10 protein-coding genes are annotated in these 12,913 nt (G+C 53.8%); 3 read left to right on the plus strand and 7 right to left on the minus strand.

The genetic code is table 11. From position 1 onward, the window contains the following. Positions 1-193 precede the first annotated feature (193 nt). From Q1A20_RS25385 to Q1A20_RS25415, 7 genes are all read right to left on the minus strand, one after another. The gene (locus Q1A20_RS25385) at positions 194-1,039 is read right to left on the minus strand and encodes an MBL fold metallo-hydrolase (protein ID WP_299410549.1); all 846 of its coding nucleotides are present in this window, start codon (positions 1,037-1,039) and stop codon (positions 194-196) included. A 749-nt stretch (positions 1,040-1,788) separates the two neighbouring features. After that, a complete protein-coding gene (locus Q1A20_RS25390) occupies positions 1,789-2,046 on the minus strand; it encodes a hypothetical protein (protein ID WP_299919512.1) in 258 nt (85 codons plus the stop codon). Positions 2,047-2,179: 133 nt separating this feature from the next. Further along, on the minus strand, positions 2,180-3,190 hold the full coding sequence (locus tag Q1A20_RS25395) for a zinc-binding alcohol dehydrogenase family protein (RefSeq protein WP_299410553.1): 1,011 nt from the start codon (positions 3,188-3,190) through the stop codon (positions 2,180-2,182). After that, the gene (locus Q1A20_RS25400) at positions 3,187-3,540 is read right to left on the minus strand and encodes a cupin domain-containing protein (protein ID WP_299919513.1); all 354 of its coding nucleotides are present in this window, start codon (positions 3,538-3,540) and stop codon (positions 3,187-3,189) included. Before Q1A20_RS25400 ends, Q1A20_RS25395 begins: the two co-directional genes overlap by 4 nt. Further along, entirely contained in the window at positions 3,537-4,640 is a 1,104-nt protein-coding gene (locus Q1A20_RS25405) for an alkene reductase (protein WP_299919515.1), read from the minus strand. The genes Q1A20_RS25400 and Q1A20_RS25405 overlap by 4 nt, the downstream gene beginning before the upstream one ends. 23 nt (positions 4,641-4,663) lie before the next feature. Then, complete coding sequence (locus Q1A20_RS25410; protein WP_299410556.1) at positions 4,664-4,987, minus strand: SDR family oxidoreductase; 324 nt, start codon at positions 4,985-4,987, stop codon at positions 4,664-4,666. Continuing rightward, on the minus strand, positions 4,984-5,382 hold the full coding sequence (locus tag Q1A20_RS25415; RefSeq protein WP_299410557.1) for a glyoxalase: 399 nt from the start codon (positions 5,380-5,382) through the stop codon (positions 4,984-4,986). Before Q1A20_RS25415 ends, Q1A20_RS25410 begins: the two co-directional genes overlap by 4 nt. A gap of 103 nt (positions 5,383-5,485) precedes the next feature. Here Q1A20_RS25415 and Q1A20_RS25420 point away from each other — a divergent pair, with 103 nt between their 5' ends. The 3 genes from Q1A20_RS25420 (at position 5,486) to Q1A20_RS25430 (ending at position 12,717) form a co-directional block, all read left to right on the plus strand. Next, positions 5,486-6,370 carry a LysR family transcriptional regulator gene (locus Q1A20_RS25420; protein ID WP_299410559.1) on the plus strand — a complete coding sequence of 295 codons (885 nt, stop codon included), beginning with the start codon at positions 5,486-5,488 and terminating at the stop codon, positions 6,368-6,370. 246 nt (positions 6,371-6,616) lie between these two features. Continuing rightward, positions 6,617-11,509, plus strand: coding sequence for an SIR2 family protein (locus Q1A20_RS25425; RefSeq protein WP_299410560.1), 4,893 nt, complete (start codon positions 6,617-6,619; stop codon positions 11,507-11,509). Positions 11,510-12,003: 494 nt separating this feature from the next. After that, a complete protein-coding gene (locus Q1A20_RS25430; protein WP_299410562.1) occupies positions 12,004-12,717 on the plus strand; it encodes a DNA helicase in 714 nt (237 codons plus the stop codon). Positions 12,718-12,913 lie beyond the last annotated feature (196 nt).

The following is a 12,913-nucleotide window of genomic DNA, read 5'->3' on the forward strand; positions in this document are numbered from 1 at the left end:
TTCACAGATATCCTGTGATCCTATCGGGAGCTCGACCTCAGTTCAGGGTCAGCCCAATTACGCATGCTTTGGGCCGCGAGCTGCCATCCAAGTTACATTTGGTTGTGGCGACTAAAGGCGCAAACCTGGCTTTGCACAGCCGCCTGTTCAAATACTGACCAGGTTTTGAATCACCTGAAAACGGCGGGGATTTCTATATGTCCTCTTCCCATCGGAATACCTCACCATTCGCTTTCACACGGCCAATAGAAGGCAAGGTGAAGTGACTGCCAAGGACTCGGCGGTCGGCCTCGGAAGCGGCCTCGAGGAGAGCGCGACGAGAGGTGACGGCTTGGTCGGGATCTGTGTCGTAGATAAACTGCCAATCGGGGTGCCAGCACTGCGCGGTGGTGTGCAGTGCGTCGCCGGTGATGATCGCCTCCGCCGCGCCGTTTTTGACCAGAACCGAGACGTGGCCGGGTGTGTGTCCCGGCGTGTCGATAAGAGTGATGCAATCACCAAGCTGGTGGCCGGGCGTCACCATCTCGCTTTGACCCGCTGCAATTACCGGAAGCACGCTTTCGGTGTAGCTGTCGGCAGCTATCTCCGCGAAGGCGGCGTTGTCGGAGTCTGGTATAAGGTAGCGGGCGTTTGGGAAGGTGGGCACCCAACGGCCATCCTCGAGCTTAGTGTTCCAGCCGACATGGTCGGTATGCAGATGAGTGCAGAGCACATAATCGACGTCGTCCGGAGTGACCCCGGCAGCGGCGAGCGATGCCATGAATCGACTGTCACTCCGACCGGTCCACGGCGGGTAGCGGTTGGTCTTGTGATTTCCGACGCAGGCGTCAACGAGGATCAGGTGTGACGGGGTTTTTAGAAGGAAGCCCTGAATGGGCAAGATTAGGCCACCGGACGTGGGGCAGATAGCACCGGGATCGCGGGACTCAATCAGGGCGGCGACATCGGGGACGTCTGGGAAGAGGTCCTTCGCGGGCAGGTAGGGCGCGTTGATTTCCAAGATGCGCCAGATTTCGACGTCTCCGATACGGCACAGCATGGAATGTCTCCTTCTATTTTTTGCAATATGCGCTTGCGTGGCATGAATGACCAGAGACGCATGGCATGAAATTGGAAAGGCCGGTCTTTCAGGCTCTTGTCGTCCAGAATGGTTAATGGAAATCGCCAGATGACCGATTTGAGCCCATTGTTACCTGGTGGCTCGCTTCACACAAACTAGCGACATTTAGGGTACAAGAAATAGATGCTAAATGGTTTGGCGACACAAATTGGCATGGAGAAACACAGCTAGATGCAACGAATACTTCGTAAACCGGACGGCATCCCAAGATTTCTTTTCACTTGCGGTCAGCAGCACTATTCTCCGATAATCACTCAGGGATTTGCGCTATGAAGCCAAGGTGTGCTGTGAATTGGCTAATAAAGGCGCGGTGTTTATTCAAGAACGGTTTTATTCAGCGAACTCTATTCGCAAGTTTTCTTCTCGCCTATGGCCACTACACGGAACAGTTTGATGCGTCACGAAACGTATTGGCCTGGCTTTTCTTTGGCCTAGTTGTTTTTATGCCCGCCGCTCGTGGATCAAAAAAACGACGAGTAAAACGGAGTGATTGCTCACTTGCTAACTCGACAGAGAAAAGCTCTCGGTTTTAAACCTCAATGTTGCTGAAGCAAACGTTGCTGGGTATCGCTGCGAGGGTCGGCTTCGCGTACTAAGTTGTCATTCCTGCCGATAACATGAACGACTCCTTTGTCCGCATTGAAGCACTTACATGAGAATGGTCCTGATTACTGCATCGGCGACATTGCGGTTGGTGTGACACGCAGAACATTGGACGCTTCTCTATTCAACAGCGCCCCGATTTTGGGTGACAGAACACCCTTCCAATGGTCGCTTTCGTAAACTGCTTCGTAGAGCGCGGCGAGGTGGGTTTTGTAGTCGAACCGACGTATCCAGATGTAAACCGTCTCATCTGCCTCACGCCGAAAACTAGCGGTCATAACCATGCCCTTGGAGATGATGAAGGGGATGATCTCTTCTTCCATCAACACCAGCCAATCGACATTTTTCCGGGCTTAACCTGATATTGTCTTACTTCGTGAATGGCCATTTTGTTCTCCTTTCAGACGAAAACTGCGTCTATCGGAAAAGAGCGATTTACCCGCTCTTTCCCTTCGTTCAAAAACCCTCGACAACGATCTTGCCCTTGGCTTGGCCCGTCTCAATCAACCGGTGCGCTTCGCGCATGTTAACTGAGTTGATCGGCGACAGCAGCTCGGACACCGTTGTCTTGATCTTTCCGGCGTCGATCTGGTCGGCTACGTAGGACAGCAGGTTATGCTGCTCGATCATGTCATCGGTCTGGTGCATGGAACGCGCGAACATAAACTCCCAATGGAAGCTCGCCGCTTTCATCTTCATCCCGCCCATCGGCATTGGCAGATCGGTGTCGTCAATCGAGACAATACCGCCTTGTGGACGGATCAGCTCGACGGCGGTCTCCCAATGGCCCATGTCGTTGAAGATGGCAATGTGATCCACATGTTGTATCCCCAGGGCACGGACTTGCGCGATCATATCCTCGCGATGGTTCACCACTTGGTCCGCTCCAAGCTCGCGAACCCAGTCGGTTGTTTCAGGTCGCGAGGCCGTGGCAATCACGGTCAGACCGGCTTGCTTAGCAAGTTGGATACCGATTGAGCCAACCCCGCCACCCGCACCGATGATCAGGATGGATTGCCCCGCATCTGCGCCGTCGCGGTCGATGCCCAGCCGATCAAAGAACGCCTCATAGGCCGTGATCGTGGTCAGCGGCAGCGCAGCTGACTCCGCGTGGTTCAGCGATCTTGGCTTGTGCCCGACGATCCGCTCGTTCACGAGGTGGAACTCGACGTTGGTGCCGGACCTCGTGATGTCGCCGGCATAGTAGACCTCATCGCCTGGCTTGAAGAGCGTTGCGTCAGGCCCGACGGCTTTGACCACGCCTGAGGCGTCATAGCCGATGATGCGGGCCGGGTTTTCAACCTTGTCCTTTGGTCCGCGAACTTTCGTGTCGACAGGATTCACAGCAACCGCTTTGACGGCAACAAGGATATCGCGGCCTGTCACCGTCGGTGTTTCGATGTTCAGGTCGAGAAACGCGTTGCTGTCCTCGACGGGCAGATAGTGTGTAAATCCGACCGCTTTCATTGTTTTGTTCCTTCTGTGTTGAACTCGACGGTCACGAAAACAAGTTCGGTTTCGCCGGTATTTGTGAGGTCGTGGATGAACCCGGTTTCCGGAGTCAGATCGGGAAAATTTTTTGTGTCACCCGCCTTGTAGGCGATCTCTACTACGCGCCCATCATCGAAGCGTGATACGCCGTAACCGTCCGTCAGAATGGTCCAAACATATGGCCGGTCATAGCGATGCGGGGGGATGGTTTCGCCCGGTGCAGGACGCAGGTGCCAGACGCGCATGGCATCAGTTTCCAGAACCAGTTCTGTTCCGATCTGCGCGTTCTTACGTCCCGCCGCGAGGTCTTGCACCATCAGGGTCATGCTGCGCCCTCCCATTCGGGATAAGAGCTATATCCTTGCTTAGTGCCGCCAAAGAGAGTTGATCCATCGAACTCTGCCAGTGGCAGGTCTTCGGCGAAGCGGCGCGGCAAGTCGGGATTGGCAATGAATGGGCGTCCGAAGGCGACGATATCAGCCAATCCGGCATCGAGAATCTCGCCCGCACGGTCCTTGGTGTATTTCCCAGCCACGATAATGTTCCCGGAATAGACCGCCCGCAGATCGTGGCGGAATTGCTCAGGCACTTGCGGCGCGTCGTCCCAATCAGCCTCAGACAGATGGACGTAGGCGAGGCCGATGCGATCCAGCTCCTTGGCAGATTTCAGGATAACTTCGATGATTTCATCATCCGCCATGTTGCGCTGCGTGATATAGGGCGACAGGCGGATACCGGTTCGGTCTGCACCGATTTCAGCGGCAACCGCTTCGACGACTTCAACCAGAAAGCGGATACGGTTTTCCTGCGTACCGCCATATTGATCTGTGCGGTGATTGGAAGATCGGCGCAAAAACGCATCAATCAGATACCCATTCGCTCCGTGGACTTCGACACCATCGAAACCGGCCTGAATGGCGTTAGCGGCAGCTTGGCGAAAATCATTCACAACATCCGCAATCTCATCCGTTTCCAAGGCGCGGGGGATAGGACTATCGACCATGCTGCCCACGCCGGTTTGTGGGTCCACCACCCAGACCTGCGCGTCAGGGGACAGGGCAGAGGGGGCGACAGGTTTGCCGTCCTCATGAAAGCTCGCATGGCTCATACGCCCGACGTGCCACAGTTGCAGGAAGATGCGGCCACCGGCCTTGTGAACAGCGTCTGTGACCAGTTTCCAGCCATCGATATGCTCCTGCATGTAGATGCCAGGCGTGAAGGAATACCCTTGACCCTGCTGCGAGATTTGTGTCGCCTCGGTTATGATCAGACCTGCCGAGGCACGCTGCGCGTAATATTCTGCCATCATTGCATTTGGAACATTGCCGGGTTGCGTGGTGCGCGAACGAGTCATAGGGGCCATCGCGATCCGGTTCGGTAATGACGTGTGGCCAAGATTGAGCGGCTTTTGAAGTGTCGTTTCCATAGGAAGTGTCCTTGTCCTTTCATTCAGTTGATCAGCGCACCGCCGTCGATGTCGATAACGGCACCTGTGACGAAGGGGTTTTCGATTGCGAAAAGGTATCCTTGGGCAAGATCTTCTGGCGCACCGACGTTGCCTGCGGGGAGAGAGGACGCAGCCCGGTCCAGCATTGCGGCGCGGGCCTTCGCATCCATGCCCGCAGAGGCCTTTGTGTTGGTGAGGCCAGGGCTGACCACGTTGACACGGATTGCGGCAAGCCCGAGAGGTTGGGAAAGTGCCTTGGAAACGGCATGTCCGATCCCGGACGTGCCACCAACAACGATGGATTTGGTCTCTCCCGTGAAGGTCATCGGATTTGCTCCTGCGTGTCAGAAATGGGTTCGTGAAAGACAGTTTCGATCAGCGGGCCGGACGGCGTGTGAAGAAAAAGCCGTCGTTCATCCAGCTCGGGTAGGTCCATCGTTGAGTAGGGTATTTCCAGTGTTTCTAGTTTGGCGCGGAAGTCGCTGTATCCGTTCAAGTGGATGCCGACATGATCGAAGGCCTCTGCTGCACTGTCCATTCCGTAACCGCGCGTTCCGATTAGGTGGACCATGGGCTTATCATCGGCATAAAGCCAATGGCCGGGGATGCGATGGATGGCCTTCGGACGTGGGCGTTCTTCAAGCTCGTCAAAGACCTTGAGAAAGAATGCCCGTGTACCGGGAAGATCGCGGGTTCGAATTGTGATGTGATCAAGGTACATGACGATCGCCTTTCGTTGATCATCAGGTAGCACTTGCATATAAATCGGATAATTGAGCTATTTATAAAAATATAATTCGGTTCATCCGTATAATGGAAGTGCAATGCTGATCGAAAATCTCAAGTTATTCTTGCGGATCGTTGAGAAGGGGGGCCTTGCCGCCGCTGGCCGAGAGGTTGGCTTGTCTCCCGCAACCGTCACAGACCGACTTGCCGCTCTTGAGGCGCATTACGGCGCACGGCTCTTAACCCGCACCACCCGCTCGATCAGTCTAACCGATGAAGGCCGAGAGTTGGTGACGGGCGCGCGGCGTATCTTGGCTGAGACGGAAGAGACGGAAGCCCGGATCAGGCTCGGGGTCGAGAAAATTTCCGGGACAATTCATTTGAGTGCCCCAAGCGACCTTGGCCGTAACCAGATCGTCCCCTTGCTGGATCGGTTCATGACCATGAATCCGGAGGTCGCAATCGACCTTTCGCTCAGCGACAGCTACGTTGATCTGGTCGGACGGGGTCTCGATCTGGCCATTCGCTATGGCGAACTGTCTGACAGCACCATGAAGGCAAGCCGGTTGGGTGAAAATCGGCGCTTAGTCTGCGCTGCACCAGCCTACCTCGAGCTTAACGGAACGCCTCTGCATCCCGTCGAACTTGCGCACCATAATTGTCTTGTCATGCGGTTTGGGTCGAACACGGACCAGGATTGGTCCTTTGTCATCGATGGAGAAAAGCGGACGTGCCGAGTGCGGGGCAATCGGATTGCCGATGATGGTGATCTTATCCGGCAGTGGTGCCTGAACGGCCATGGGGTTGCCTTCAAATCTGAATGGGACATCCGCGATGATCTGGAAACCGGCCGCCTTGTCGAGTTGCTTGAAGATTTTACGCCAGAGCCGAGCGCATTGCAGATGGTTTATCCGGCAGGCACGGTGCAGCCACGCCGGGTGCGAGCGCTGATGGAATTTCTGTCTAAAAAGTTCGTTCGATAGTGTGGAGTTTATTGCGAAACCAGACATTCGCGCAATTGCAGCGAAAGTCAGGTTTGTCCCGCAGACTGTGAATTTGGGTAGCCCCTGACCTCGCGCCCGCAGCGAATGGCAGGAATGCAGGCTGCTACCGCAGCATCTTGACCCACTGGCCAACGGCTGGTTTGGGCCGTTTCCGTTCATTTGTTGACTTTGGGAAAGAGAAAAGGTGTGCTTCCGTAAAACTAGAAAAAATTTTGCGAGTCTGTTTTGTTCACTTATAATGCCCTCCCGATTTCTACGCTTCGAACCTCAGAAGATATTGAACGATTTGGCCACCAGTCACTAATTCGCGCCCTGAACATTGGACGTGTTGTTGCCTTTGTCGGATCGGGAACCAGCCTTAAGTTCGGACATCCGACTTGGCGCGCAACTGCGGAACAGGCGTGGGAACAATTCGATAGTTTGTCCAAGCTGGTTGAAGCGTGTGTGGAGCTGAATGGCAGCGACTTGAAGACCGACTATGACCTCGCTCTGAAAACGCTTGAAAATGAAATTAAGCGTTTAAAAAATGGAAGTCCGCTACCTGACAATCATTTTGTTGAACTATGCGAGGACTACTGCGCCGAAGCGGCAACTTTGCTAGAGCGCTATCCAAGCGAGCTAAGTGCCGCGATGGACAAGCTCAAGCAATATGCGCCTATCAATCAGTTCCGAAAGGGCTTTGCCACTCAGTTCGGATTGTTCCACGACGAGAAACCCGATGAATTAAGGAAATCGACGCAGTTTGTAAAACTGGTTGAGTGTTTTGAGTTGTCAATTGGGGCGGTTTCCCTTGCAGAAGAACTCGACAAATTTGGCGAAAATATCTCAAATATCGATTCATCGCGTGCATTGCGAACGAAACTGGGGATCAGGCGATTTCTTACCCTAAATTACGATCTAGAATTGGAACAGATGCTTATGGAAGAGGGGCGTGCAACCCCTTTAGACGTGCATGATGCGTTCAAGTCATTTTTAAAATCAAAGGGTCAGGAACAAGGAGGTCTGGACCGGGGGCGTGCCGTGACCCTAAAGAGCCCATCTGGCCGGGTGCTTCGTAGCACTTCCAGCCGGGCGAATACACTGGCCGATCTGTTTTCCTTCGGTGCGTTCCCGACAAACTACGATGCCTCGGTTCATCATCTTCATGGCCGCATTGACGACCCTGACAATATGATCATCACGCCCAAAGACTACCAGCGCGTTTACTATGGTATCAGTGCGCAAAAGAAGAGTTTTGATGAGGCGCGCCATGCAGTGTTTACCGGCTCCGACCTCTTTGTCTTGGGCATGGGCTCTTCCGAGAGAGATGTGCTTGAGCCACTTAGAGATTTTCTTGAGCTAGAGACGGAACGTCGCGATGCGCATGGCAAGGTCTATTATATCACGGCGTCCGAGTTTTCTGGCGATGGCACTTTAGGTGAAGCCAAAAAAAAGTCGGAGACCGACGCGATCGCAAAGACCCATGAACTTTATAAAGAATATGGCATGCACACCCTGTATGTTGACCAATCGATCTCAAGAGACGTCAAGCCGGAATGCGCTGCCGCTCGGCGCAACATCTTCGAGGCCCGCGCTGAAATTGCACATATGAAGGCTAGTTTGACTGGTGGCAAATCCTACAATGAAATGAACGTACAACAACCCTGTGCCGAGTTGAAACTTGCCCGTGCGGTTATGGTCTCGCATCAGATGCAGAGCGGTCATCAAACTGAACAAAGAATTAACGCAGCTAAGGAATTGTTGCTTGCGCTAGATAGCAGGCTGCGTGATCGCGCGTTGGTCGAATATATCAATTATGTGAAATCTCAACGCCAAGACTGGTGGAACGCGTGGTCCGAGTTGCCTGGGTTGCGTTTGGCTGTTTTTGGTCCCCATTTCTACAAATGCGTGGATCACAAGACCCAAAAGCTGATCGTCAAGGAGGACCAAGATCAGTTCCCATTGATCTGGCGTCAGACCAATCTGGCTACAAAGATAAGTGGCCGGCGAATGGTCTTGGGTGACAGTGATAAGACCCCGCAACTGACGGGTTTGCTAAACGCCACTGCGGCTGCACGGAAAGCTGCGCGAGAACAACGCGATGAGATACTCAAGATCAATCCCGACGCGAAAATGCCCAAAGAACGTCCCGCCTCAGTTGCCCGGGTGTCGGTGCCGCCGGGTGGCGGCAAGGGGCGTATGTTAAGTTTTTTTACCAACAAACAAGCCCTGGGTATGGGTAAGGCAAAAGATGTCTATCCGTTCCAGGCTCTCTTCAATGAGTTCATGTGCGATGGTACAGCCATCCAGCCTTCGAAATGGATGTCGGCGGATGAACCCTACCGGGCCTGTTTTGCGGCGCACCTGACTTTCGCCGTCGAATTCAGCTCATGCATGATTGGTTTTGCAAGGTTGCTACAGCAGCTTTTCCCCGTGCTGCAAGAGGAATGGGAGTGTACTCTGGAGGCCGAGGTGAAAAACGGGACAGCCGACCCCGAACGCATGGACGCAGTTGAAGCGATAAGGCGCAGATGGGACGACTTGCGGAATTTCCAATTTCATAGGGCTCGAAACGTCGATCCGAGCATCAAAACACTCAAATGCATGTTTGATCTGCTTAAGGAGTGCTGTCCAGAGCAGGGCTGGGAGAACCGAATGATCGGTTTCTTTTCCTATGTCGACCGCCTGGTGGATGAGCGGGGCGACGCCCATTCGCCAATCCATCGTATGTTTTTCCGGATGATCTCTGGTTGGGGTGACGACGGTACGCATTTTGCCTTGCCCATCGACATCGTATTGGTGAACAGCCGGGCTGATCGCCCAATCCGCTATCTATCCAAGGAGGAAGGTTATTCCGAAACCGAAAGCCGACGCGATCCGCAACCAGATGAATTGCCTTGGCAGATCCGCAAGGATCGGATGATCAAACAGCAACATTGGGTTGAGCTGCCGCGGGTGCGCTCAAAAGTTATCTTTCGTGAAGCGTTAGAGCACGCAGCCGCCACTGCGCCCAAAAGCAATGGCATGGCCCAGTTGAACGCTAAAGAAGCCTCAGAACAAGCGGCACAAATCGCAAGATATCTTGACCTCCAAAACGACGATTACGGTGTCATCAAATTGCCTGAAGGCTTGGGAAATTTCCTTTATCGACGTGTCGCAAACGGCCACTTCATGGCTGGCCTTGCAAACGCGATTTACAACCAGACACTTGATGCTGGAGAAGACCACGAAGAACAGTTCTTCGCGCTTTGGAAAGAAGCAATTTCAGCGCTGGACATAGCATACACGCGCGACAAGACCCGCGGCTTTGTCGATGAGTTGTTGGGCGTTTACCGCCGCCTTGATCGACCAAGCAAACCCTCCGGGAATATCGATGAGTCATCGCGACGGACCTCTTCAGAATCTGAACAAGCGATGGAACGGCTCCGTGCATTGATCATCGATCACATGGCGCTCTTGAACTACCCGACGTCAATCAACACGCTCGCAGCTTGCCCGGACATCGCGAAGGTTTTGCGGATGATTGGAGGAGACGGAACGACGTACATCGTCAAGGAGATCAACAACCTGGTAGGACGTGGTTTGGCGTCGCGTTATTATAAGTTCTCTGTGCGCGTCAATTTTCGGGGCGATGAGAAGACGCTGCGCGGGCCGGAGCATTTTGTGTACTCACTAGATACCAAGGTCGCTAGCGCGATGCGGACGCGTGCCGGTTTGGAGGTGTACTCCAATTACCGTCTTGTGGCCTTTCAGCCAAGCTTGTTCCCATCGCAGCCAGAGCGGTCCCTCAAACCAGATATCGGACATTTTGAACGTGTAAGTGGCATTGTCCGGGCGCTTGTCAAAACCTCCCATGCGCAGTTGATCCAATTTTCTGAAACAGCCAGAGAAAACCCTCAACAGACATTCGATGATGCCGAAGCGCTGGCCGCGCGCATGGAAGATTACAATGACAAACTGCGGGCCGCCTATGCATTGGTCCGGGGAACTTTTTCGATATCTGTGATTGCGCGCCTAGCCGAACACCAGACGGGGTCGAATTTGGTACCATTTGACGAGTACCGAACATGGACACGCAAACTGCTGAATACTGCTACGCTTCTGGGCCAAATCTCAAAGGACTATCGAAAGTGGGCGGCCGATGAGCGGAAGGATATTGAACAGCATCAGCAGGCAGTTCCTTTCAACCAGCCTTTCTTAAGAGATGAGGTCTCCTGGCTCTTCAACGAAAGAGCCTTGGTGAGTTTTGTGCAGGGTCGGTTGTTTGATGCCTTGCCGCTTTTTGAACAGTCACGCGCGATGTTGGGTACATCGATAGAGCGTTCTGATCCTGTCAGTTACGGTGCAACCCATCGGCGTGTTTTGATGAATTTCGCCCTCGCCCAGATGGAGCGTGGCAACATATCGGCCGCCCAGAAAACACTTGAGCAGATTAGCATTGAGACCCAGCCACTCTGGAAATGTGACACCCCCTCAGTGGTGCATTGCATGGCCGAAGGATATCTGGCGCTTTGCTATCATCTGACCAACGACTTCCCTCGCGCCGAGGCGGGGTACAAGAAAGTTATCGAAGAGATTGCGCAATTCGATCACCCGCGTGCGGATAGTATCTTCCGTAGACACTATGGCGATCTGATGCGTGCAATGTCGAAATCACGCAATGACGAGCAGTTCAAGGAAGCGATTACATTGCTTCGCAGTTCTGAGGAACTTGCTTTGGGTATCAGGGCCACAGATTTGCAGAATTACGCGATGATGGCGCAAGCCAGATTGAACCGAGACATGGACAACAGGGTAAAAGCACTTGAGCGTCTTCGTGAAGTCGAAGCTTTTGCAACTCGGATGGGTGCTCAAAAAATGTTGGCAGAAGTCCTCAAAGTCCGAGGAGAGGTCCTTCTGGCCGAAGGGGAAACGGCGCAGGCTGGAAACGTTACCTCCCAGTCCATTGCTCTTTCCAAGCGCAATGGCATGAAATTGCGCAAGGTGTCAGCAGCAATCGTGCAGGCCCGCATCTTGAGAGAGCGAGATCAGCACCAAGATGCCCGTCGGTTGCTGAACGAAACTATAATGGAAGCTCAACTCCTTGGGTATGCGACGAAGACTGCCCAAGCGATGCGGGAGGTCGAACGTCTTAAATAGCTTTGGCATGAGACCGCGGAGTTCCAATCCAAAAGACACTTAGCAATTCACGAAACATGACATGCTTGCAGTAACTGATGGGGAAGCCCTCAGTTTTCGTTAGCTCTGGAAAGGGCATGGCAAGTTTTTAAGTGAGAAGCACTCCAGGCCGAATGTCCGCTTCGGCGAAGCTGCGTTGCAGCATCACGCTCTGTTCTGAAAGGCGGCTTAGGGCCGTCCTCAACGGGCTTAACTTCTACTTCAGTACAGATGCCGCGCTGCCTCCGAGGTCCGCAGTAAGACCAACTTAAGCATTCGTGGGCGTGCAGCGAATGACCAAAAACCGATTGAGACTTTCTTTTGATCCGGATACCCTTTGCATGTGGCCTTGCTCGGGCCTCCCCCCTCCACTGGGGCAGCATCTGACATGCGGAGCGAGACCAATTCGAACCTGTCCTGTTCGAGCACGCGCATAAGGAGGGATTGCGGAAACCGCTCGCAAACGGAGGTTCAAGATGAGACTCTCATCCCCAATCTACACCCTTAAGCGTCATGCAAAGCGGCTCGCCCGCGAGAATGACATCAGGCTCCACGAGGCCCTCGACCAGATTGCCGCCAAAGAGGGCTTCAAGGACTGGAGCCACTTGGCTTCCAGCTCCTCCAAAGCGACACCAGTCAAAGAAATCATGAGCCAGCTCAGGTCAGGCGATATGGTGTTGATCGGGGCGCGTCCCGGTCACGGCAAAACACTTCTTGGGCTGGAGCTGGCCGCTTTGGCTGAGAAAAACAGTCGCAAGAGCTATGTTTTCTCATTGGAATACAATGAAGCGGATGTCTGGGACCGGTTTGCAAAACTTGGCCTCGACAAAGATGCAGGGGGCCGTCGGACCGTCGTCGATACGTCGGACGATATCTGCGCGGCCTATATCATTGAATGCCTCGATCAAAGGCCTGGTGAGGCGCTGGTCGTTATCGATTACCTTCAGCTTTTGGATCAACGTCGCAGCAATCCTTCGCTTGAAGAACAAGTCCGAGCGCTCAAGAAATTTGCCGTCGAAAGCGGGGCGATTGTGGTTCTAATCTCACAGATCGACCGCGCGTTCGATCTGGCGTCCAGCGACATGCCGGGCCTTGGGGATGTACGGCTGCCAAACTCCCTTGAGCTGTCGCTTTTCGATAAGACGTGCTTCCTGCATGACGGTGACGTCAAGATAGAGAAGGCAGCATAAGGCTAGCCTAACGGGCTTTGCGGACATTCACCGAATGCCCGCAAAGTCCCGCACAGTGGACGTCATCGCCGGCTTGGCGAAGCTCGAGACAGTTCAAATAGGAGACGAACGTCTGCTTGGAGCCTATTTTGTTGAAGAAGTCGCTTTGATTTGGGAGGATGGCCGCCTCGCTGCGTTGGTCGCGGGCTTATTGTTC

The organism is uncultured Roseobacter sp. (genome assembly GCF_947501835.1).
Lineage (GTDB): Bacteria > Pseudomonadota > Alphaproteobacteria > Rhodobacterales > Rhodobacteraceae > Roseobacter.